The sequence below is a fragment of the Muriicola sp. genome, from assembly GCF_041567615.1.
Lineage (GTDB): Bacteria > Bacteroidota > Bacteroidia > Flavobacteriales > Flavobacteriaceae > Muriicola.
The window spans coordinates 1-21,911 of sequence record NZ_JBFGBM010000020.1 but is presented as its reverse complement, the minus strand read 5'-3'; the positions used below and the strand labels follow the sequence as shown (position 1 = coordinate 21,911).

Genomic DNA, 21,911 nt, shown 5'->3' with positions numbered 1-21,911 from the left:
CCGGAAAGAGCGAAAGGCCCTTGCAGAGGCTGAGGCTCAGAGGACAAGGGATTCCCTCTCCCTGATCAGGAGGCAACAGGATTCCCTGGCCCAGGCCAGGAGGCTGGCTGCGGAGGAAAAAAATGCACAGCTGGCCAAAGATGCGCAACGCCGAAAGGACTCTTTGGAGGCCATTGACATTATAGCGGCTGAAAAGGCCAAACAAAACCAAATAGTGACTCCGCAAAAGGGCGAACGTTACCAGGAGGCCGTTCTCAATGACGATATCCGCCCCGGGTTTTATTTGATCGTCAATATTTTTGCGACCCAGCGCTACTACAACCTTTTTATGGATTCACTGAAGAAAAGGGGACTGAATCCGGGATCGTTCTACCGCTCAGACAGAAAGCAAAATTATGTCTACCTGGAACGGTACGATACCCTGCAAGAAGCAAGAGAAGCGAGGGACAGTAAATTCTTTGGAAAATATCAGGAAACCATCTGGATCTTCAGGGTAAAAAAGGAATAGGCTCAGAGCCTCATTTCCCTTTTGATGAGGACTTCGAGATACGCAATCGTATTGACCAGGTACTTGCGGTCCCCGGAAATGGTGGCCATGGCAACGGCCCCCTGTATCATGGTGAACATTTGCTTGGCAAATTGCAGGGGTGGAACTGGGAGCCTGATCTCACCGTTCTTTACCCCATTTTCGAGGATCAGGGCGATCTTGCCCTCTATGGTCCGCATGGTCTCCCGTGCAGCACCCAGGAGGAGACGGTTGTTGTAGTGGGCGTCCATCCCCACATTCAGGACAGGGCATCCCCCAAGAGGGGCTGTAAATTCATCGTAATTCCGGTAGAAGTCCGTAAGCCTGTAAATGAGATCCAGGGCATGACCTTCACCTGCCAGGCGCTTGTCTATGGCATCTAACAACGTAGTGCTCAGGTATTCAAACGCAGCCAGGGCCAGGGATTCCTTATTTTCAAAATTCCCGTAGATAGCCCCTTTTGTCAGGCCGGTAACCTCGGTAAGGTCGCTCATGCTGGTGCCGACATAACCGTGTTTGTTGAACACAGGGGCCACTTTTTCAATAATGAAGGCAGTGGTACGTTCGGCTTTGGTGGTCATTCAGGATCAATTTTGTACGAATATAAAAAACCATACCCTGTGAAGCACATATTTTTTTAAAAAAAGGCAGCCGGGGGTTTACTGCTCCCGGCTGTGTTTATATCCATCTATTTTGATCTCATTCAACCAGTTCCGACTGGTTCCTGAAAACAAGTCCGTCGTCAAAGGAATCGATCAGAATGATACTTTCTGCAGTGATCTTCCCACTCAGCAATTCCTTTGAAAGGCTGTTCAACACTTCTTTTTGTATGGTCCGTTTGATAGGGCGTGCACCGTATTGAGGGTTATAGCCCTTCTCTGCGAGGTACTGTATCGCTTCTTCGGTGGCATCAATCGTAATATGCTGTTTGGCCACCATTTTCTTCAGGTGTTCAAGCTGCAATCTCACGATATCGATGATATTCTTCTTGCTCAGAGGAGTGAACATGATGATATCGTCAATGCGGTTCAGGAACTCCGGCCGTATGTTCTGTTTTAACAGCGCCATCACCTCTATTTTAGCCGCCTCAGTGGCACTGTGGAGATCTTTGAGGTTTTCAAAGGTTTCCTGGATGATATGGCCGCCCATATTGCTGGTCATAATGATGATCGTGTTCTTAAAATCGGCTACCCGGCCTTTGTTGTCCGTCAGCCTTCCTTCGTCCAGCACTTGCAGGAGGATGTTGAAAGTATCCGGGTGGGCTTTCTCGATCTCATCGAGGAGAACCACGGAGTAGGGCCTTCTTCTCACCGCTTCTGTCAGTTGTCCGCCTTCATCATATCCCACATATCCGGGAGGAGCTCCTACCAGCCTGCTCACGGAATGCCTTTCCTGATATTCGCTCATATCGATGCGCGTCATGGCATTCTCATCGTCAAAAAGGTAGTCGGCAAGGGTCTTGGCCAATTCGGTCTTACCTACGCCGGTAGTACCGAGGAACAGGAAGGACCCGATAGGCCTTTTTACATCCTGCAGTCCGGCCCTGCTCCTTCGGATCGCATCCGAAACCGCCTCAATCGCCTCTTCCTGCCCCACCACGCGCTTGTGCAGCACATTTTCGAGGTTGAGGAGTTTCTCCCTTTCGCTTTGCAGCATCTTGGTCACGGGTATCCCGGTCCATTTGGCAACGACCTCAGCAATGTCTTCATTGGTGACCTCTTCCTTGATCAATGTACCCGCTTTCTGGGCTTCTGCCAGGTCTAGCTGCAATTTTTCGAGTTTTTCCTGTGCCTCTTTGATCTTGCCGTAACGCAGCTCAGCCACCAGGCCGTAATCTCCGTTCCTTTCGGCCCTTTCCGCTTCCAGTTTAAACTCCTCTATATCCACTTTGGTCTTCTGTATCGCATCGATAACCGATCTTTCGCTCTCCCACTTGGCAAAGATTTCGTTCCTCTCTTCCTTCAGGTTAGCGAGGTCTATGTTGAGCGACTTGAGTTTGGCGTGATCTTCTTCCCGTTTGATGGCCTCTATCTCGATCTCGAGTTGCATGATCTTCCGGTCGAGCACGTCCAGATCTTCGGGTTTGCTGTTGATCTCCATCCTCAGTTTGGAGGCTGCCTCATCCATCAGGTCGATGGCCTTATCGGGAAGGAAACGGTCTGTGATGTATCGCTGCGACAGTTCCACAGCGGCTATCACTGCCTCGTCCTTGATCCTTACCTTGTGATGAGCCTCGTACTTTTCCTTGATTCCCCTGAGGATAGAGATAGCACTCTCCGTATCGGGCTCGTTCACCATTACTTTCTGGAACCTTCGTTCCAGAGCCTTGTCCTTCTCGAAGTACTTCTGGTATTCGTCCAGGGTGGTAGCTCCGATGGCGCGCAATTCTCCTCTGGCCAGAGCCGGTTTCAATATGTTTGCGGCATCCATGGCGCCCTGCCCGCCTCCTGCACCGACCAGGGTGTGTATCTCATCTATGAACAATACGATGTCACCATCACTCGAAGTGACTTCCTTAATGACGGATTTGAGTCGCTCTTCAAATTCTCCTTTGTATTTCGCACCTGCGATCAGGGCTCCCATATCCAGGGAGTAGATCACCTTGTCTTTGAGATTCTCAGGCACATCCCCCTGAATGATCCTGTGGGCCAAACCTTCTGCAATCGCCGTCTTTCCGGTGCCCGGTTCTCCAACCAGCATGGGGTTGTTCTTGGTCCTTCTGGAGAGGATCTGCAATACACGCCTGATCTCCTCATCACGACCGATAACAGGATCCAGCTTACCGCTGTCTGCTTCCTCGTTCAGGTTACGGGCGTATTTGTTCAGGGCATTGTAGGTGTCCTCGGCACTTTGTGAGGTTACCTTGGCCCCTTTGCGCAATTCAATGATGGCTGACCGCAGGTCCTTCTCCGTGACCCCCTGGTCCTTCAGGATGCGTGCGATCTTGCTTTTCGACTTGAAAATGGCGAGCAGGATGTGCTCCAGGGAGACAAAGTCATCCTTCATATTCTTCGCTGCGATACTCGCCTCGGTAAGGGTTTTTCCGGCCTCTTTTGAGAATTGCAGTTCCCCTCCGGAAACCTTTGGTGTACTTTGAAGTTCTTTTTCCAGGATCTGTTTGACCAGCACTAGATTGACGTTTAGCTTTTTCAGGATGAAGGGGAGGACATTCTCATCGGTCTCCATCAATGCCTTAAAGAGATGCTCGTTCTCTATCTGAGGATGTTGCATTTCCTGGGCTATTTGCTGAGCCAGCTGAATGACTTCCTGGGATTTTATGGTAAAATTGTTAATATTCATGATTGTTGATTGTATTTAATTCCTATTCCTATTTTTGCAATCGCTAGGACAACAATCCTACCATTGTATCAGAACAGACAAAATGTCTGATAAAGCCTTTATTTACAAGACAATAAGTCAGGTTAGTGAACTCTTTAAACTTAGATTGATTTTGACAAGCACATGGGATTGAAGAGATTTTTCAGCACCGGTAAAACCACTTCTGAAAAGCGCAGGGATACGATACCGTGGATTCCCCTGGAAAAAGAGGAACAATTGGAGGAGATTCTGAATAGGTCGTCCACCATTCCCCAGGTGATCTTCAAGAATTCCACCACCTGTGGGATCAGCGGGATGGCCAGGCGGGCCTTTGAATCTAATAATTCAAGCCAGGTGGATAAGGTCGGGTTTTATTTACTTCACATTCAGTACAACAGGGAGTTATCCAATGAGATCGCATACCGTTTGGGCATCCGCCACGAATCGCCCCAGGTCCTGATCATAAAGGATGGAAGGGTGGTACATCACGATTCACACGGACAGATCTCAGGGATCAGTCTATCGGAATGGATATAAAAAAACCCGGGATCTTCTTCCCGGGTTTTTCTTTTAATTGAATCGATGTCTTACGATGATCTGTTTGAGTTTGGCCTTTAGGTCTTCACCCGCATCATAGACCATCTGTTCGTTGCTCGGGAAAGGTACAGCACCCAGATTGAGCAAGGCGATAAGGTCATTGTCCAGGGCCCTCCTGTCTCCGCTGTAGTTGGCGTACACATGCTGGAACAGGAACTCACTGGAGAGAGGATAGGTGTTGAGCTGTTGCCTGGTGTTGAGATCGACAAAGCTCACGAGTCCCGTTACCTGAGCCATTTTCTGCTGGGTGAACTGATAGTAATTGCAGGTCACCGTCTTGAAATTGTCAACCTTGATCTCGTTCCCGAGGCTATCCTTCACCAGGTTGCCGTTCTCATCCTCCAGGTACCGGTAGCCATCCTTCACTTGTTTTTCCTTCACAAACTGCTTTTCATTTACCTGTTCGGGTGAGATGTTTATCTCCCTGAAAGCTACCTGCATTTCATAATCGTACCTGATGTTCTCAAGCGGATTGTTGTGGTACTGTGTCCAGAGGTCGTCCAGGCCGTAGGTGTTGAAATTCAGCAATTCCTCTTCAAGCCTTTCCGGAATGATCACCTGGGTATCGTTGACCATCTTAACTTTAACATAGTCCAGACCTCTCTGGTAGGCCACTTCCATTTGCTCCTTCGTATCGGCATATCCGGGATTGATCTCATCCAGATACCTGAAATCCTCATAGGCCCTTCGATAATCGAGTTTGCTGGAGGCACTTTCGAAAAGGGAAAGGGCATTGTCGTACAGATAATCAGACAACCTTTCCTTGGAATCTATGATATCCTCATCAAAATTCCTGAAGTTGAACCGGGCGTTCCTGTTCTCATCCCTGACATAGAGGGGCAGCAAAGGCCTGATCCGCTCCTGGATCTGCCTGAGCTGGGTATAGCCTTTATAAATCGCTTCCAGATTGGCCGGATTGCCATCCTTTTCAAGGAAGGTGATGTTCTGAAGTTCACGCTCCATATTCTTGGCGAAGGCTTCTTCGAGCATGAGTACATAGGGCTGGTTTCCCCTTTTGTCCTTGTTGTCAGCCAGGTTTCTCAGCGCGCTGTTGATAGCCTGCTGATAATTCCCGGTGTTGATCGCTTCCTGAGTCTTTTTAACGCCTCCACAGGCCAGGAATAAAAAGACGGTTGAAAAAATAAGTAGTGCCTTTTTCATGATGTTGTGATTTGCGGTTTACAGGGCAAGACCAAGAGCCATGCCAAATTCTTCCGAAATCATAACGAAAAAGGTTGTTTTATCGTATAGATTCGATGAAATACCTGAAATGAAGAAAAAAAAGAGGACCTGTTTACAGGCTCAGGGCGGGTAAAATTTTAGTCGAAACCTCCCCGAAACCTATCCTTACACCGTCCTTGGAGCAGTAACCCTTCATGATCACGGTGTCGTTGTCCTTAAGGAATTTACGGGTAGTGCCGTCGGAAAGAGGGATCTCCTTGCTGCCCTGCCAGGAAAGTTCCAGCATGGAACCAAAGGAATCGGGTGTTGGACCGGAAATGGTCCCACTGCCCATCATATCCCCGCTGTTTACCTTACATCCATTGATGGTGTGGTGTGCGAGTTGCTGGGCCATGGTCCAGTACATGTATTTGAAATTGGTCCTGCAGACTGTGGTTTCCGAACCGTCCTCGGTCCTGATCTCAACTTCGAGGTGGATGTCAAAGCTCTTTTTTCCCTTCTGAGCGAGGTAGGGCAGGGGAAGGGGATCTTGTTTCGGGCTGGCTACCCGGAAGGGTTCCAGGGCATCCAGGGTTACAATCCAGGGAGAAATGGAAGAGGCAAAGTTCTTCCCCAGGAAAGGTCCCAGCGGGACGTATTCCCATTTCTGGAGGTCCCTGGCACTCCAGTCGTTAAAGAGGACCAGCCCAAAGATATAATCTTCGGCCTCCTCTATTTTTATAGGTTCACCCAGCGCATTGGCATCTGTGGTGATAAAGGCCATTTCGAGTTCGAAATCGAGCAGTTTCGACGGACCGAAAACCGGAGTCTTTGCGCCTTTGGGCAGCGTCTGACCGTTAGGTCTTCGGATGGGTGTTCCGCTGGGTATAATGGTGGAACTGCGACCGTGGTAACCTACGGGCAGATGAAGCCAGTTGGGAAGCAAGGCATTCTCCGGGTCCCGGAACATTTTCCCCACATTGGTGGCGTGCTCCTTGCTGGAATAAAAATCCGTATAATCCCCGATCTGTACGGGTAACTGCATCTCGATCTCGTCCAGGGTGAAGAGGACGATTTTCTGATGTTCCTTATTCGACTGTAGCTCCTGGTTGCTTTTCTGGAAAATTTCGCTGATCCGGTTCCTGACCAGTCGCCACGTCTTCTTTCCGTCTGAGATAAAATCATTCAAGGTATCCTGCAGGAAGATATCGTCTGTCAGGGGGATATCCTTAAAGTAACCCAGCTGGTGCAATGCCCCCAGATCGATGGCGTGATCCCCTATCCGAGTACCTATGGTAATGATGTCGTCCCTGGTGAGAAAAACGCCGAACGGGATATTCTGAATAGGAAAATCAGAATGTTCCGGTACAGGCAACCAGGAGGTCAGGGAAGGGTCATTCGCTTTTAATGGCATTGTACTATTGTTAATTGCTGTTTGATAAAATCCTGATCAAATATATTATTTTCTGAACATTAACCCCTGGCAATTTGTACTTTTACGCCTCAATGGTTAGAAATTCGTTTTTATGAAAAGGGATACCCAGGTTTTTGAACTTATCGCAGCAGAAAAAGAACGTCAGCTGCAAGGTATAGAGTTAATCGCCTCTGAGAATTTTACCAGTCCACAAGTCATGGAGGCTGCAGGTTCCGTACTCACCAATAAATACGCTGAGGGATATCCAGGTAAACGGTATTACGGAGGGTGCGAAGTAGTGGATCAGGTAGAAACCCTGGCCATTGAACGCGCCAAGGAATTATTTGGTGCCGTGTACGCCAATGTTCAGCCCCATTCGGGTTCACAGGCCAATGCAGCCGTTTACCAGGCCTGTCTGCAGCCCGGGGATACCATCCTGGGATTCGATCTTTCCCACGGCGGGCATCTGACTCACGGATCCCCCGTAAATTTTTCAGGAAAGCTATACCGATCTACTTTTTATGGGGTGGAAGAGGAAACCGGAACACTGAATTACGACAAGATCCAGGAAATTGCAGAAAAGGAACAACCCAAAATGATTATCGCAGGAGCTTCTGCCTACTCGCGTGACATGGATTTTGCTAGATTCAGGGAAATCGCAGACAGTGTGGGTGCCTTTTTGCTGGGAGATATCTCTCACCCGGCCGGACTCATCGCCAAGGGCATTCTGAATGATCCCATTCCCCACTGTCATTTTGTAACCACCACCACCCACAAGACCCTGAGGGGCCCCCGGGGCGGACTCATCCTGATGGGGGAGGATTTTGACAACCCCTTTGGCATCACCCTGAAGAATGGTAACCTTAGAAAGATGTCTGCCCTCATTGACCTAGCGGTCTTCCCCGGTAACCAGGGCGGCCCGTTGGAACACATCATAGCGGCCAAAGCAGTGGCCTTTGGAGAAGCCCTGACCGATGAATTCCTCCATTATATGATACAGGTTAAAAAGAATGCCGCTGCCATGGCGGCAGCTTTTGTGGCCAGGGATTATAAGATCATCTCAGGAGGAACAGACAACCATATGATGCTCATCGACCTGAGAAATAAGAACATCACGGGGAAAGATGCAGAAAAGGTATTGGTTCGCGCAGATATCACGGCGAACAAGAATATGGTCCCTTTCGACGACAAATCACCCTTTATCACCTCCGGAATACGTTTCGGCACGGCTGCTGTAACGACACGCGGACTCAGGGAGGACGATATGGGGATCATTGTTTCCTTTATCGATGAAGTCCTGAGCAATCCGGAAAACGATGAGATCATCAACAGGGTTCGAGAAAATGTAAATGCGATGATGAGGAAAAGGCCCCTGTACAGCAATTTACAGATTGAACAGGTCTAGATCGCCCGGGATAATGACCTTGTTCTTGAGGTCGTAAATCAGGGCTTCGTCTTCTTCTTCAAAATAAAGTCCCCAGTAGAAGTAGTATCCCTGGTCGTTCAAAGTCTGAGGCCCGACCAGCCTCAGGATGGTATCTTCCATTTCCACTTCCTCATAGACCGGGACAAAGATTTCCATGGGGGTCGCAGACAGGTTCCTCGTGATATGCATATAATTTTCTGCCAGGACCGTCAGGATGGTATCGAGTTGATTCTCCACGCTCTCCGGGGCTATCTTTTTGATAGTGATCGCGCAGTCCTTTAAATGAAGGGAGAGTTCCTCCACATCGATGAAGGCTCCGTTCAATTCCCGGATCTCCTGCATGTATTTGCTCAGCAATGGCAGACCGGTACTGACCAGATTGAGCCCACAGGAACCCCAGGTGCCCTGTTGCATGTGAAAGAGTACTTCGTGTAAACTTAAAGGACACTTCATTTCCAGGACGAGATTGTTCTCTTCGCAACAAACGGTAGAGTTTCGGATCGTGATGGTTGAGAAGTATTCCTTTTCGAGTTGCCGGGTCAGAGAATGTACGCCCAGGATCTCCTTTTTACCTTCCCGGCAGGAGGAAATAAAAAGCTTGGTTTTTTTAGAGCGGTGGGCCATAGCAACCTTTTTAGGGGCTCTATGTAAAGTTAACGTTAATTTATGGGGAGTGATTATAGAAAAACCATAGAATATTTATGGTTTTGCTGGAAAAACACGGGTTTTTAGGCAAATATGAAGTAAAAAAACCAGAGGTGCCCCGTGGAATTAAATAAAGCCCTTGTCCCGTGATGCCGTGATCAGAGCCTGATCGTTCTGTTTTTCCACGCCAAAAAGGGATTTAAGCTGGCGTTTCCTATTCTCAATACCCGGAAGGGACAGGGAGATATACTTGACCATATCCTTGGTCTTGGTACCTATGGAAAGGTGGTAGAGGATCTTTTTGTCATTCTCATCCAGGGAGATATCCTGGGCCATTTTCTTACGGATGGCCACCAGGGCTTTTTGGGTGTAGTAGGGCGGGGAATTCAGCACGGTGTTTACCATGGCCTGCAGGGATTTCTGGTCTATTTCAGTCTTGACCATGTAGCCCTCGGGGTCCACGGTCTGCATGATGCTGTTGATCCGGTAATTGTCACTAAAGGATGACATAAAGACGATCTTGGAGTCCGGTGATACTTTCCTGGCGTATATTCCCAGGTCTTCTCCCGTCTTGGCCGGACCTTCCGTGGGGTTGGAGAGTTGAATATCGAGCAGGAGGATGTCATAAGGTATCCCCCTGGCTGCATCCTCGATACGCTTGACTGAATCCTCATAGGTTTTCGCCGTATCCATTTGCACTTTGAAGCCGTCAAATTCCGTATCCTCCAAAATGAACTTATAGCCCAGCGTTGTCATTTCATGATCATCAACTGCCAAGATTCTTACTGTTCTCATAGGCTCAAATTTTATGCTTCCTGCAGGTCTTTAGGTAAAGATATCTCTTTTTTAGCATCCTGGGAAATGTGCTCCATGGGGATCTCCAGAAGGACGGTGGTCCCTATACCCGGAGCGCTCTTCAGATACCATTTGCCCTTGATCTTCCTCACGCGGGATTCGATGTTCTTATGGCCAATGCCTTTTTTGCCCTTCCCGGCCTCGAAGCCCCGTCCGTTATCCTGTATGGTGATCACGATCTGCCACCCGTCGACCTCAAATGATACATAAATGGAAGTGGCAGCAGCGTGTTTGATGCAGTTCTGCAGACTCTCCTGCAGGATACGGTAAAGGTTGATCTTGGTCACTCCTTCCAACTGGTCCCAGTCCAGGTCCTGATCATAGGAGAAGTAATATTGGATGCCTGCAGGTTCTACAGTACTTTTAAGCAGGTCCTCGATGGAGTTCATAAAGTTGTTGAACTTCTGGTAGGAAGCATCGTTGAGCTCATGGGAAATGGACCGGATTTCCTCCTGTACCTGTTTGAGTTTCTCAATGGCCTGTTCGCGCAGGGCGATGGCGGCATCGTCCCCCTTTTTGTTCAAGCCCAGCAGGACCATCCTAACCCCGTTCATCTCCCCGAGTATACCGTCGTGAAGCTCTTCTGAGATTCGTTTCTGTTCTGACTGCTTCCCTTCCTCTACCTTCTGTTTCTGGGCAAGCATGAGGTTAAAGATCTCCTGGTTGGCTTCCTGCTGTTGCTGCTGGAACTTTAGCCGCTGGTTTTTGATCCTCTGAACAACAATTATGGAAAGGGCGATGGCGAACAGGAGCAATCCAACGGCTATCCCGATCCAAATCAGTCGCTGTCGGGCCAACTGGCGGTTTCGGTGCTCGGTCTCATCGGTTTCATAGCGGATGCGCTCGAATTTGTTCCTGATGCGTCTTTCCTCCAGCACCATACTGTCTTTCAATCGGCTATACTCTCTACTATAAGTTAGAGCGTTATCTGGATCCAGCTCTTCTAAGAGCTTAAGGGTTTCCAAATATCTATAGTTGTTATCAATCTCCCTGGCAAGGTCTCTGGCGTTGCCAGCAAAGATAAAAGCGTCGGCCTTTCTCCCGATCTCCTTGCTTACGACCGCCAGGTTGAAATAATTCCTCGAGAGACCTTCTGTATCTCCAATGCTATCTCTGAGAAATTGAGAGCGATAAAGTTTATCCTCCACTGTTTTCATCTGCCCAAGTTCAAATTCTGACATGGCCAAATTATCGAGCAAAGTTGCATATAACTTTGGTTTAAGCGCTAGTATGCTATCCAAAGTTATGGCCTGCTCAAATTTTGCTTTAGCCGCATCATAATTTCCCTGATCGTAGTAGACCAATCCTACGTTATTTTCCAAGGAAGCCAATTCTCGATCATCCAATTTTGCCTTTTCGAGGTATTCTCGTGCCAGATCGTAATATTTCAATGCATTTTCATATTCCAAAAGGGCATTTGATGCAATTCCCATCGTATTATATGCTTCAAATAACCGTTCATTATCCTCTAAGGGCTTTAGAAGTTCAATTGCCGCGGTGAGGGTTGTTAATGCTCCGGTATTATCGTGCGTTTTGGTTTGTATACTTGCCATACTCCGCAATACCCGTGCTGATGAAAGATTGTCTTCACTAAGGTCAAATAATTTTTGGGCCATGCTGAAATACAGGTATGCACTATCACGATTTTCATTGCCAGGAGTATCAAAGAATGCCCCTTTATCCCAATATGATTCAGCCAATCTTAGCGAATCATTGATCTGTTCCGCAAAAGAAGTTAGAGCTTGGTTGGTGTTTAAGAATAATTCGATATCTCCAAAACCATAAGTTGCCATGGACAACCGAGACATATAACGGATTTTAATACTATCAACATCAATAGAATCAATCGTATGAGTTATTTTGAGAACGTGTCTTTTTCTTAAATCATTTCGAAATGATGGACTCTCAGCGATTTCCAGCCAATGGTCAAGGCTGTCTTTTAGATCCTGATGGATAGCAATATCAGTACTCGTTACTATCTCATTGCATGAAGAGAATAAACAGCTTACGAGAACAATTACCAAAAATCTGTACATGGAGCAATTCCTTGAAATATATAATTACAATATAAAAAAAGAGTCTTACAAATTGTAAGACCCTTTTTTAAATAGGTTTAATATGATTTATCCGTTGCCCCTTCCGGTCCCAGTATCTGAATTTCCATCAGTCGCTTGGGTTTCATACAGGGTCTGGTCTTCGGCTGTGTCGTTGGTGCAGGAGATCATAGATACGCTAAACAGGGCTATGGCAAAAATACAGGCTAATTTTTTCATCGTGGTCTTCTTTTTAGTGAGTTAAAGTTCCACTAAACTATTTGAGGTCCACGAGGATCGTATACCGGAAACCACTCTTTTAGTGAACGGTCAGGTTCTGTGAGGATTTCGACCGGTTTTGTAAGAATTTTATGATTTAAGGGTAGAGATGGCATTTTTGGACAGCACCTTTTTCAGGCTGTCTATGTTCTCTTTGTAAGTCTTCGAAAAAGGCAGTTGCTTCTTGCCGGACTTCAGGGCACAGATATTCTTTCCGTAATTGATGCGGGAAACGTAGTCCATGTTGAGGATGTAGCTCTGGTGGATCCGGATAAAGTTCTTGGGCAGGGATTTTTCGAAGGTCTTCAGGGTCTTGAAGGCGCTGATCACGCTGCCGTCCTTCATCACAAAGTCGGTGGCGTTGTTGTCTGCCTGCAGGTACAGGATCTCATCCGTGTTGAGGTACTGGAAGTCTTTATAGGATTTCAGGCAGATCGTATGAGAACTGACTTCCTTGGGATGCTGTTTCTTAAGCCTGAGGAGGGTCTTGCGGATGTCCAGTTCGTTATATGGCAGTAGCCAATAATCGTAGAAGCCGTTTTTGATGGCGTGATAAGCGTACTCCTTGCTCCTGGCCACGCCGATGATCAAAGGCAACTCATTCATGTATTGATGCAGTTCCGAGACCATCAGGAAATAGTCCATGGCCGCGTCCTCCAGGTTGATAAAGACCAGGTCTGGCAGGTGTTTCAGGATGCCGTTGATCCCTTCCCTGCTGTCCAGTGACCGATCCACACACAGGAAATCACCATGGTCCTCCAGAAAATGCTGCAATTGCAGATTTGAAGTGGCATTGGCATCGATTATGGTGTATCGGTACTCCATAAACACAGGGTTGTGGGAAAATTACTAATCCTTTGCGAATAAGGATTATAGATTTCCCTTAGAATATTTATGGTTTTAAGAGTCAATATACTGAAAATCAAATCAGAAGAAGGAATATTCCTACAAATACAACCAATTGTTGATATCTTTTGACTCTATTGCTGGTAAGCCCCGAGTGATGGAGCCTGTGTGCGGTCAGTTCCCAACAGGTCCAGAGGTACCAGCTGGGCCGTATCCGGATCGCCAACGCCCAGCGCTTCGGATTGTGGCCCCAGGGTAAAATCATTCCTGAAAGGAGCCGTGAAACCGGCTTCGGCATTCAGGAATACATTTAGGTATCGGGATGTATCTGAGAAGTCGTACAGCGGATTCCCTGCCAGCTCCCCGGAAGAGTCATTGAATTTTAATAAAACGTGTGAAAAGAAAAAGTTGAAGTCCGATCCCGGCCTTTGATCCAGGCTCAATTCCCTGGAAGTGTTCCCGTCTGTAATACAGTTGAGAAAATCAGCCTGTAACAGGTCGCCCCCAGTACTGTTCTCCCGGTCAACAGCGTCATATGTGGTGATCTTCAGGGCTGATCCTGTCCGAAAACCATTCCTCCAGTAATTCGCGATCGTCGTGTGGAGGAAACGGTAAGAACCTCCTCTATCTAGAAGAAGGCTGTGGTTGCCCGCATGGCCCAGGACCAGGTTTTCCCCTTCTATGGAGGTGTTCCTGCCCCACAGGTTTACTGCCGAACTGTTGTAGACCTGCGTATTCGAAAGGGAAAGGGTCGGTGCAGGGGATTCGGGATGACCCTCCACCAAAATCCCTACGGTGGCATTTTTAAGGGTGAGATGGGAGATCTCATTGTCAATACTTCCGGGGGCGAGCCAGAGGGTGCCCCACTGACCTGGAACTTCTGAAAATTCGGGTTCCAGACGGTCTCCCTCAAAGACCACTTCATTTTCCATCAGATCCCGGTCTTCGCTAAGCATACCTTCGATCCGGATACTGCCTCCTGTCCCCACCAGGATGCCCGATTCCTTGTGGAAGTGGACCCTCGTACCGGCTTCCACGGTCAGGACCTTTCCTGAGCCCACAGCCGCATACCCGTATATTACATAGGGTTTTTCTTTGGTAAACTGAAGCTCGTCATCCTCGAGCAAAAATCCTGTGATCCGCAATTCCCTGCCTTCTTCGTCCAACCCCAGCAGGAGACTTTCCCTGCTGCCATTAGCCAGGGTAGCGGGGTAGAGGAATACGGCGTCCCTGACCAGGGTCACCAGGGGTATGCGTTGCTCGTAGACCCCCTCGTCAAACAGGAGCTGGTCTGTGTAGAGGAATTCATCCTGACCGATGGGAGCCAGATCATAGGTAGTCTCAATAAAGACGTACAGGCTGTCTCCCGAAAACAAGGGAATGTCGTTGAAACTCTTACCCGCCTGCCCGTCTACATTCAGCCGGTATTGGCTGTTCTCCCCCCCGGCGAGCCGTATAGTGGGAATCTTTATATCCCGTGAGGATCGATTGTATACCTTGAGGCTGTAGGTGCTGCTGCCGATATTGGTGAACACGGTGTCCAGGAAGACTGTGTCCTTTGAAAATTCAAGCTGCCCAGAACTGGGCGCATATTCAAAATCTTTCCTGCAGGACGTAAAACAGACCAGGTAACAGAGCAGTACAAGGGAGGCACACAGGAAACGCATAGGCGGGGTTTCAGGTTTCGGTCTTCGGGATGAAAACAGCCCGGATTTCTTCAGAGATCCGCATGGGCCTGTAGGTATGGCTGTCGAGCAGACACCACTCGGTCTCAGACCTGACGATGGGTTTCCCTGAAGAAAGATCCTCCATTTCCACCACCCTTGTTGAGATGGCTCCTTCAGATTTTTTGATATAGGTCTGCATCCGAAGGGTATCTCCCAGTTTGGCTGCATTCCTGTATTGAATGAGGTGTTGCCTGACGACCCAGATCGCCGTTTTCCTGATTTCTTCCGGTGCTATGGACTCCCAATGGGCCCGGGATATATCCTGGATCCATTGAACATAGCGAACATTATTGACGTGTTGGAGTTCATCAAGGTCGGCCTGTTCCACTTGTTTGATCATCTCAAAGCGCATCCTATTCTTTTTTATGAAGGGTGATCTCGAACAAGGTATCCCAGTTCTTCCCGGTCACGAAAAACGATTTACGTCCCGGATGGTAAGCGATCCCGTTAAGAACGTCCAGTTTGGGGTGCTGCCTGACCTTCTCCCGGAGTCCTCCGAGATTCACAACCCCTTCTATGGCCCCGCTGTTTGCGTCAATGATCATCATACTTTCCTTCTGCCATACATTGGCATAGATCTTCCCATCCACGAATTCCAGTTCATTGGCCTTGTTGAAAATCGACTTGTTCGAGGCGATCTGTATGGCTTCTTTTTCTTCAAGAGTCTGGGGGTCCAGGAGCCAGATTCTTTCGGTCCCGTCACTTTTGTAAAGCGAATTCCCATCATTGCATAATCCCCATCCTTCCTTGCTTTTCCCGTATTGGAACTTGTCTATGCGTTCCAGAGTGCTCGCATCGTAAACAAAGCCCACTTTACCTTGCCAGGTGAGTTGATAAAGCCTGTTGTTGAGGATAGTGATCCCTTCTCCGAAATACTCCTCTTCCAAATCGGCTTGCTGATACACCTCCCCTGTTGTGAAGTCGACCTTCCTTACGTATGATTTGGCGCCCCCCCCGGAACCTGTGCTTTCATACAGGGTGTCCCTGTGGAATTCAAGTCCCTGGGTAAAAGAGGTCATGTCATGGGGAAATTCATTGAGGATGGTATAGGTGTAGAGTTGAGGCGGTTCCGGTGCCAGGATTTTGATTTCTTCTGACAGGGTGATCTCACGGCCATCAGACCGGAAGTTGGCTGTGAGGTCGTGAACTCCCAGTTTCTCCGAATCCAGAACATATCCTCTCCCAGCTGCAGGGAGCTCCCTTCCCTTCAGGGTAAAATTCAGGGAATCAAGCGGAAGCTCCTTTCTGTTCCGGATCACAGGGTAGATGGTATCCATCGGCCTGTATTCTTTTTTCCCTTTTTCGAATTGGAGCCCAAAGAAGGACGCAGGATCTTTTTCCCCTCCGCAGCTCAGGAAAAAAACTAGCAAGACATTGAGGGTGAAGAATTTGGCAGAATTCATGGTCGTGAATGCAATTTTAAGGCAAGTTAGCCCAAACTTTTAAAACCTTGAAACGATTGGCCTGAATTTAAAAGGTTGTATATTTGCATGAGGCAAGTCCTACACGACCAGCTCCTGTAGAATCCCCCAGGGTGGGAACGCAGCAAGGGTATACGGTCGTAGCGGTGCGATGTAGGTAGCTTGCCTTTTTTTGTACCCCAAAGTTAAATACAGGACAGTGTAAACAGGCCCCATATCTGTTGGGTCTGCCTCGAAATATTTGTTTCTTTGCACCGAGTATGGAAATGAAAGTAGTACTGGTTACAGGAGGTTCTTCGGGCATCGGCCGTTCTATAGGCAATTACCTGGGGGAACATGGTTACAAGGTCTACGGCACTACCCGCGATCTCAGCAAACAATCAGATTTCGGGGATTTTGACCTCCTGGAACTGGATGTGAGAAAACCCGAGACCATAGAGGAAGCGCTCAGGAAACTGATGGAAAATGAAGGCCGCCTGGACGTCCTGATCAACAACGCAGGGGTGGGAATTACGGGTCCGCTCGAAGAAACCCCCAACGACGCTATCCACAATGCCTTTGAGACAAATTTCACAGGACCCCTCAACATGATAAAAGCCGTGCTCCCCATCATGAGGAAACAGGGCTCCGGCAGGATCATCAACATTACCTCCATTGCCGGCAAGATGGGTCTTCCTTACCGAGGGGTATATTCGGCGACGAAAGGCGCACTGGACCTCGCTACGGAAGCGCTCAGGCTGGAGGTCCGGGAGTTCGGTGTAAAGATCTCCACTCTGGCTCCGGGGGATTTCAAGACCAATATAGCCGCAGGGAGGTACCATGCACCCCTTCATCCCGATTCGCCCTATCGCGAACCCTACGGTTCTACTTTAAAAATGATCGACGAGCATGTAGACCAGGCCGGAGATCCCGTTCTGGTGGCCCATAAAGTGGTCCGCATTTTAAGGGATTCTTCCCCTGCGGTCCATTATAAGGTAGGCAGTTTTATGCAGCGGTTTTCCGTCTTGCTCAAGAGGTTCCTGCCCGCCAAACTCTACGAGAGGTTGCTGCGAAATCATTATAAATTGTAGCTTTGCGAAACATTGAATTTTAGCTGAAAAGAATCACCATCAAAAAGAAATCCTATGAAATTTTTTATCGATACCGCCAACCTTGACCAGATAAGGGATGCCCAGGAACTGGGTGTGCTAGACGGGGTTACTACCAATCCGTCCCTGATGGCAAAGGAAGGGATCACCGGAAGGAATAACATCCTCAAACATTACGTGGATATATGCAATATCGTAGACGGTGATGTCTCGGCGGAGGTCATTGCCACGGATTTAAAGGGGATCATCAAAGAAGGGGAGGAGCTGGCAGATCTGCACGAGCAGATCGTTGTGAAAGTACCCATGATCCGGGATGGTGTCAAAGCCCTTAAATATTTCTCAGACAAAGGTATTCGAACCAATTGTACCCTGGTTTTCTCTCCGGGGCAGGCCCTCCTCGCCGCTAAGGCCGGAGCAACTTATGTGTCCCCATTCCTGGGCAGGCTGGACGACATCTCTTCAGACGGCCTTAATCTCATTGCTGAGATCCGTTTGATCTATGATAATTACGATTTCCAGACCCAGATCCTCGCCGCCTCGATCAGGCACACCATGCACGTGATCGACTGTGCAAAATTAGGTGCCGATGTCATGACAGGGCCGCTCTCTTCCATTGAAGGCCTGCTGAAACATCCGCTTACGGATATTGGTCTCGAGAAATTTCTCGCCGATTACAAAAAGGGAAATTGAACTGAGCCTACCGATCAGAAAGATCGGAAGAGGTGAGAGAAAGCATCGATGATCTTTCCATTCTTGGTGAGAATGGCCTTGTTTGGATCATAAACGATAAGTGTCTGAACGGTCTGATCGTAGTCTTCTGTCCAATATTGTTCAGTTTCATCGAGCCCGCTAAGCTTTACCATGCTTTTCCATTTAGCCAGATCGGTTCTCATATTAAGACCAATAAAGCGATAGGAAGGATATTTTTGCTTGAGTTCTTCTATGCGTTTGTTGATATTTCGGAAATGCCCGGGCTCCGTACCTGACCAGAAATAAAAGACAACGGAATCTCCCTTCTGGATATCGGACAATTTTACTTTCTGGCCGTCATAGGATTCCACGGTAAACTCCGGAAGGTCTTTCGCGGGCTGCATATTGTTGATCCCCTCATACAGGGTGAAGATCTCCGTATTGTGAGAATTGTTGTCCGAATACTTCTTAAATGAACTGATAAACTCATCCGTATTCTCCTCTGTGTCATGCCTCAGCAGGTAATCGATAGCCACATTCCTAAAGAGGTTATCCCGAAGTTCCTTTTGCGTCACCAGGCTGTCTATGAGTTTAAGTTTGTGTTTATTGAAGTGTAACTGTCTGTTTGCCTTATCCAAGTCATCATCACAGCGTTTCCGGCAATGATTATAGGCCAGGTTGCTGATGTGATATTTCATAAAATTATAATACGGCCTGAGGTAGGTGAGTTTCTGATCGTTGTAATTGATGCTCTGCCGGTAATTGTAAAATGTTGCAGGCAGATCTTCGTGCATCTTGTCTTCACCACTTCTCCTCCTGTGGAAAAAGGGATAGGCTTCCATGGAAATATTCGATCCGTAGTCTATAAACGACCTTGCCAAATCTGAGGCAGCTGGAGAAATTTTGTATTCTGTCTCGATCTGACTTAAGAGGGCTAATTTTGTCGCCCTCAGGGAATCAATTTTTTGGTGGAACTCTTCTGGTTCAAGGAGGTAGTAGGAATTGATGAGATCTTCTTCCTCTTCCCGAGTGAGAAATAACTCCAGAATAAAATTGTTGATTTCTTCTCCCGTTCCTGAAAAAACGAGGGATTCATCAAAATCTGTAGTATTGAGTCTGATCTGTAGGCTGTCACCAGCCTCAAAATATACGTATTGAGATTCCGGCCTGTGAAAGAAATGGTGGAGACCCTCGGCCACGGAATCCAGCCTGAAGACAAACCTGTTGTTCTCATCGAGGTAGGCGGTGTCCAGCGCCTGCTGCCCTTTGAAGAGGACAACCTGGTCACTGGTGGGATTTACAATTTCCCCGGCGAAGATAACACCCTTGTTATCTCCTTGCTCCTGACCGCAACTTCCAAGGAGTAAACCGAAAATGGAAAAGAGTAAAAGTCTATTCATACTGTGCCAATACCACTCACAAAGCTAAGTAATGCTTAAGGCGGGCCCTGTTAAGAGGGCGTTAAAAATACCGGGTTTAACAACCTCTTTAGGAAGTCTGCCGTGTGGGAGTCGACTTGCAGATCGGAGGGATTTGACTACTTTTGCAAAAATTTTAAAGAAACACTATGCTATCGGTTTCAAATCTTTCTGTACAATTTGGCAAAAGGGTGCTGTTCGATGAGGTCAACATCAGCTTTACCTCAGGAAATTGTTATGGGGTCATCGGCGCCAACGGAGCAGGCAAATCCACCTTTCTGAAAATCCTTTCCGGGGCTGTGGATCCCACATCCGGACAGGTACACCTGGAACACGGAAAACGCATGTCTGTCCTGGAACAAAACCACAACGCCTATGACGAGCATACGGTCCTCGAGACAGTGGTCATGGGAAATAAGCCCCTTTTTGAGATCAAGAAGGAGATCGATGCCCTTTACGCCGATTACTCAGATGAAAATGCAGAGCGGATCGGAGAACTGCAGGTGACCTTTGAGGAGATGAACGGATGGAATGCCGATAGCGATGCTGCTGCGCTCCTGTCCAGCCTTGGGATTCGCGAGGAATTCCACTATACCCAAATGTCCGAGATGGATGCCAAGCTCAAGGTTAGGGTCCTCCTAGCCCAGGCCCTTTTCGGGAACCCCGATGTACTGGTGATGGACGAGCCCACCAACGATTTGGACTACGAAACCATCGAATGGCTGGAGAATTTCCTGGCAAATTATGAAAATACTGTGATCGTGGTCTCTCACGACAGGCACTTCCTCGATGCCGTTTGCACGCATATAGTCGATATCGATTTTGGAAAACTGAACCTTTTCTCAGGAAATTACACCTTCTGGTACGAAAGCAGTCAGCTTGCAGCCCGGCAAAGGGCCCAGCAGAACAGGAAAGCCGAGGAGAAGGCCAAGGAATTACAGGAATTTATCATGAGGTTCAGCGCCAATGTGGCGAAGAGCAAACAGGCCACTTCCAGAAAGAAAATGCTCGAGAAACTGCGCGTTGAGGACATCAAACCCTCCTCCAGGCGGTATCCGGCCATTATCTTTGACCGGGAGCGGGAAGCAGGGGATCAAATTCTCAATGTGGAAGGAATGACTGCCACAGCTGAAGATGGCAGCGTACTTTTTGACAACCTCAATCTCAACCTTGCCAAAGGGGATAAGGTGGCTGTTCTTTCCAGGGATTCTCGGGCCACTACGGCTTTCTACGAGATCTTAAACGGAAATCGCAAAGCCGATGCAGGAAAATATCAATGGGGGGTGACAACGACCCAGTCCTACCTGCCCGCAGATAACAGCTCCTTCTTCACTGAAAACATCAACCTGGTCGATTGGCTCAGGCAATGGGCGAAAACGGAAGAGGAAAAGGAAGAGGTGTTCCTGAGGGGATTCCTGGGTAAGATGTTGTTCAGCGGAGAAGAGGCTCTTAAGAAATGCACCGTCCTCTCAGGAGGAGAGAAGGTGAGGTGTATGCTCAGCCGGATGATGATGCTCAGGGCCAATGTACTGATGCTGGATGAGCCGACCAACCACCTCGACCTGGAGAGTATCACGGCCTTCAACAACTCCCTGAAAAATTTTAAGGGTACGGTTCTCTTTACCACCCACGACCATCAGTTTGCCCAGACGGTTGCCGACAGGATCGTCGAATTGACACCGAGGCAGACGATCGACCGTTACCTGAGTTTCGACGACTATATGTCTGATAAGAGCATCAGGGAACTGAGGGAAAAAATGTACGCGGTACCGGCCTGACGGAAATAAAAAAGCATTCAGATCGAATGCTTTTTTTATAAAAGATCACTTTGAGGATATCAGGCATTGAAATACTTGCTGTTCCAGATGGCAGGATTAAAATTCTTGCCCAGGGCGAAGCCGTAGAAGATCACTACAGAGGCAATAGACTTGAACATGAAGAAGTAGATGATCCAGAATTCAGCTTGAGTGCTGCTCTTTGAGAACAGGCCTTCGGGAACGAGCAGCGTACACAGGTAGGAGATCAGCAGGACCACGGCTGTCAGGTTGACGATACTCTTAAAGGGCCACGCCAACGCTTTTCTCAGGGGGTGCAGATCGTTACCCCATTGGTGGATCAGGTAAAAGTACCCGTTTCCTATGGGTGCGAACAGCAAGGGATCATCCTTGTCTTCCAGGCGGAATAGTTTGGAAGGGGCAATGATCTTAAAACCTTCTATGGAGATCCCGTGTTCCTTTTCCATAGACTTTATCTTTGTGATCCCTTCCCTGGGAATCTCTCCCTTAAAATATTTGGAATCCAGGAATCTCAACCGGTAGTCGATGCAGATCTTTTTGATCTGATCCAGGTGGTAGATCCTGTCCGTCTCCAGCAGGTCAAAATTGAAGGCATTTTGTATCCCTTTTCCCTGGCCACCGAGCCGCTCCTGTATCTTGTCCTCCCGGGCGTTGTCTTCCCTCAGGAGTTG

Annotated in this window: 19 protein-coding genes, 1 other RNA gene and 1 pseudogene; 7 read left to right on the top strand and 14 right to left on the bottom strand. The window is 48.1% G+C overall.

Translation table 11 applies throughout. The features are described from left to right. A pseudogene (locus ABYP73_RS02615) lies at positions 1 to 508 on the top strand (hypothetical protein); the annotation flags it as partial. Positions 509 to 510: 2 nt separating this feature from the next. Here ABYP73_RS02615 and ABYP73_RS02610 read toward each other — a convergent pair. Both ABYP73_RS02610 and clpB read right to left on the bottom strand, forming a co-directional pair. After that, a complete protein-coding gene (locus ABYP73_RS02610) occupies positions 511 to 1,107 on the bottom strand; it encodes a TetR family transcriptional regulator C-terminal domain-containing protein (RefSeq protein WP_372973360.1) in 597 nt (198 codons plus the stop codon). Positions 1,108 to 1,225: 118 nt separating this feature from the next. Further along, positions 1,226 to 3,826, bottom strand: a complete 2,601-nt coding sequence (gene clpB, locus ABYP73_RS02605) for an ATP-dependent chaperone ClpB (protein WP_372973359.1) — start codon at positions 3,824 to 3,826, stop codon at positions 1,226 to 1,228. A 162-nt stretch (positions 3,827 to 3,988) separates the two neighbouring features. Here clpB and ytxJ point away from each other — a divergent pair, with 162 nt between their 5' ends. Then, positions 3,989 to 4,381: a bacillithiol system redox-active protein YtxJ gene (gene ytxJ / locus ABYP73_RS02600; RefSeq protein ID WP_372973358.1), complete on the top strand. Its 393-nt coding sequence runs from the start codon at positions 3,989 to 3,991 to the stop codon at positions 4,379 to 4,381. A gap of 33 nt (positions 4,382 to 4,414) precedes the next feature. On the opposite strand, the gene ABYP73_RS02595 is transcribed toward ytxJ, so the two are convergent. After that, complete coding sequence (locus ABYP73_RS02595) at positions 4,415 to 5,602, bottom strand: hypothetical protein (protein WP_372973357.1); 1,188 nt, start codon at positions 5,600 to 5,602, stop codon at positions 4,415 to 4,417. A 133-nt stretch (positions 5,603 to 5,735) separates the two neighbouring features. Further along, positions 5,736 to 7,016 carry a fumarylacetoacetase gene (fahA, locus tag ABYP73_RS02590; protein WP_372973356.1) on the bottom strand — a complete coding sequence of 427 codons (1,281 nt, stop codon included), beginning with the start codon at positions 7,014 to 7,016 and terminating at the stop codon, positions 5,736 to 5,738. 112 nt (positions 7,017 to 7,128) lie between these two features. Here fahA and glyA point away from each other — a divergent pair, with 112 nt between their 5' ends. Further along, entirely contained in the window at positions 7,129 to 8,421 is a 1,293-nt protein-coding gene (glyA, locus tag ABYP73_RS02585) for a serine hydroxymethyltransferase (protein ID WP_372945399.1), read from the top strand. Here the strand turns inward: glyA and ABYP73_RS02580 are convergent. The 8 genes from ABYP73_RS02580 to ABYP73_RS02545 form a co-directional block, all read right to left on the bottom strand. After that, positions 8,401 to 9,066 carry a hypothetical protein gene (locus tag ABYP73_RS02580; protein ID WP_372973355.1) on the bottom strand — a complete coding sequence of 222 codons (666 nt, stop codon included), beginning with the start codon at positions 9,064 to 9,066 and terminating at the stop codon, positions 8,401 to 8,403. The genes glyA and ABYP73_RS02580 overlap by 21 nt on opposite strands. Before the next feature lie 147 nt (positions 9,067 to 9,213). Continuing rightward, entirely contained in the window at positions 9,214 to 9,882 is a 669-nt protein-coding gene (locus ABYP73_RS02575; RefSeq protein WP_372973354.1) for a histidine kinase, read from the bottom strand. A gap of 11 nt (positions 9,883 to 9,893) precedes the next feature. Then, positions 9,894 to 11,495: an ATP-binding protein gene (locus ABYP73_RS02570; protein ID WP_372973353.1), complete on the bottom strand. Its 1,602-nt coding sequence runs from the start codon at positions 11,493 to 11,495 to the stop codon at positions 9,894 to 9,896. Positions 11,496 to 12,065: 570 nt separating this feature from the next. Beyond that, positions 12,066 to 12,215 (bottom strand): hypothetical protein, encoded by a 150-nt coding sequence (locus tag ABYP73_RS02565; RefSeq protein ID WP_372944918.1) that lies wholly within the window; start codon positions 12,213 to 12,215, stop codon positions 12,066 to 12,068. Between the two features lie 129 nt (positions 12,216 to 12,344). Then, positions 12,345 to 13,079 (bottom strand): LytR/AlgR family response regulator transcription factor, encoded by a 735-nt coding sequence (locus ABYP73_RS02560; protein ID WP_372944917.1) that lies wholly within the window; start codon positions 13,077 to 13,079, stop codon positions 12,345 to 12,347. 155 nt (positions 13,080 to 13,234) lie between these two features. Further along, positions 13,235 to 14,767, bottom strand: a complete 1,533-nt coding sequence (locus ABYP73_RS02555; RefSeq protein WP_372973352.1) for a hypothetical protein — start codon at positions 14,765 to 14,767, stop codon at positions 13,235 to 13,237. A 10-nt stretch (positions 14,768 to 14,777) separates the two neighbouring features. Further along, complete coding sequence (locus ABYP73_RS02550; RefSeq protein WP_372944915.1) at positions 14,778 to 15,179, bottom strand: acyl-CoA thioesterase; 402 nt, start codon at positions 15,177 to 15,179, stop codon at positions 14,778 to 14,780. Position 15,180: 1 nt separating this feature from the next. Further along, positions 15,181 to 16,230 carry a glutaminyl-peptide cyclotransferase gene (locus ABYP73_RS02545; RefSeq protein ID WP_372944914.1) on the bottom strand — a complete coding sequence of 350 codons (1,050 nt, stop codon included), beginning with the start codon at positions 16,228 to 16,230 and terminating at the stop codon, positions 15,181 to 15,183. Positions 16,231 to 16,320: 90 nt separating this feature from the next. Here ABYP73_RS02545 and ffs point away from each other — a divergent pair. The 3 genes from ffs to fsa all read left to right on the top strand — a co-directional run bounded on the left by ffs (position 16,321) and on the right by fsa (position 18,026). Next, positions 16,321 to 16,419: signal recognition particle sRNA small type (gene ffs, locus ABYP73_RS02540), an RNA gene on the top strand. A gap of 89 nt (positions 16,420 to 16,508) precedes the next feature. Beyond that, positions 16,509 to 17,318 carry an SDR family oxidoreductase gene (locus tag ABYP73_RS02535; protein ID WP_372973351.1) on the top strand — a complete coding sequence of 270 codons (810 nt, stop codon included), beginning with the start codon at positions 16,509 to 16,511 and terminating at the stop codon, positions 17,316 to 17,318. A gap of 54 nt (positions 17,319 to 17,372) precedes the next feature. Continuing rightward, a complete protein-coding gene (gene fsa, locus ABYP73_RS02530; RefSeq protein WP_372973350.1) occupies positions 17,373 to 18,026 on the top strand; it encodes a fructose-6-phosphate aldolase in 654 nt (217 codons plus the stop codon). Between the two features lie 14 nt (positions 18,027 to 18,040). Here fsa and ABYP73_RS02525 read toward each other — a convergent pair whose 3' ends face one another. After that, entirely contained in the window at positions 18,041 to 19,426 is a 1,386-nt protein-coding gene (locus ABYP73_RS02525; RefSeq protein ID WP_372944911.1) for a TlpA family protein disulfide reductase, read from the bottom strand. Between the two features lie 167 nt (positions 19,427 to 19,593). Between ABYP73_RS02525 and ABYP73_RS02520 the strand changes: the two genes are divergently transcribed. Then, on the top strand, positions 19,594 to 21,222 hold the full coding sequence (locus ABYP73_RS02520) for an ABC-F family ATP-binding cassette domain-containing protein (protein ID WP_372944910.1): 1,629 nt from the start codon (positions 19,594 to 19,596) through the stop codon (positions 21,220 to 21,222). Positions 21,223 to 21,281: 59 nt separating this feature from the next. Here ABYP73_RS02520 and ABYP73_RS02515 read toward each other — a convergent pair. Further along, a partial coding sequence (locus tag ABYP73_RS02515; RefSeq protein ID WP_372973349.1) for a hypothetical protein occupies positions 21,282 to 21,911 on the bottom strand: 630 nt, incomplete at its 5' end.

Coding starts and splice junctions, on each gene's coding strand:
- fsa (WP_372973350.1), top strand. CDS start 17,373: ATGAAATTTTTTATCGATACCGCCAACCTTGACCAGATAAGGGATGCC.
- ABYP73_RS02535 (WP_372973351.1), top strand. CDS start 16,509: ATGGAAATGAAAGTAGTACTGGTTACAGGAGGTTCTTCGGGCATCGGC.
- ABYP73_RS02595 (WP_372973357.1), bottom strand. CDS start 5,602: ATGAAAAAGGCACTACTTATTTTTTCAACCGTCTTTTTATTCCTGGCC.
- ABYP73_RS02550 (WP_372944915.1), bottom strand. CDS start 15,179: ATGCGCTTTGAGATGATCAAACAAGTGGAACAGGCCGACCTTGATGAA.
- glyA (WP_372945399.1), top strand. CDS start 7,129: ATGAAAAGGGATACCCAGGTTTTTGAACTTATCGCAGCAGAAAAAGAA.
- ABYP73_RS02560 (WP_372944917.1), bottom strand. CDS start 13,079: ATGGAGTACCGATACACCATAATCGATGCCAATGCCACTTCAAATCTG.
- ABYP73_RS02610 (WP_372973360.1), bottom strand. CDS start 1,107: ATGACCACCAAAGCCGAACGTACCACTGCCTTCATTATTGAAAAAGTG.
- fahA (WP_372973356.1), bottom strand. CDS start 7,016: ATGCCATTAAAAGCGAATGACCCTTCCCTGACCTCCTGGTTGCCTGTA.
- ABYP73_RS02545 (WP_372944914.1), bottom strand. CDS start 16,230: ATGAATTCTGCCAAATTCTTCACCCTCAATGTCTTGCTAGTTTTTTTC.
- ABYP73_RS02570 (WP_372973353.1), bottom strand. CDS start 11,495: ATGGCAAGTATACAAACCAAAACGCACGATAATACCGGAGCATTAACA.
- ABYP73_RS02565 (WP_372944918.1), bottom strand. CDS start 12,215: ATGAAAAAATTAGCCTGTATTTTTGCCATAGCCCTGTTTAGCGTATCT.
- ABYP73_RS02520 (WP_372944910.1), top strand. CDS start 19,594: ATGCTATCGGTTTCAAATCTTTCTGTACAATTTGGCAAAAGGGTGCTG.
- ABYP73_RS02525 (WP_372944911.1), bottom strand. CDS start 19,426: ATGAATAGACTTTTACTCTTTTCCATTTTCGGTTTACTCCTTGGAAGT.
- ABYP73_RS02580 (WP_372973355.1), bottom strand. CDS start 9,066: ATGGCCCACCGCTCTAAAAAAACCAAGCTTTTTATTTCCTCCTGCCGG.
- ytxJ (WP_372973358.1), top strand. CDS start 3,989: ATGGGATTGAAGAGATTTTTCAGCACCGGTAAAACCACTTCTGAAAAG.
- ABYP73_RS02575 (WP_372973354.1), bottom strand. CDS start 9,882: ATGAGAACAGTAAGAATCTTGGCAGTTGATGATCATGAAATGACAACG.
- clpB (WP_372973359.1), bottom strand. CDS start 3,826: ATGAATATTAACAATTTTACCATAAAATCCCAGGAAGTCATTCAGCTG.
- ABYP73_RS02555 (WP_372973352.1), bottom strand. CDS start 14,767: ATGCGTTTCCTGTGTGCCTCCCTTGTACTGCTCTGTTACCTGGTCTGT.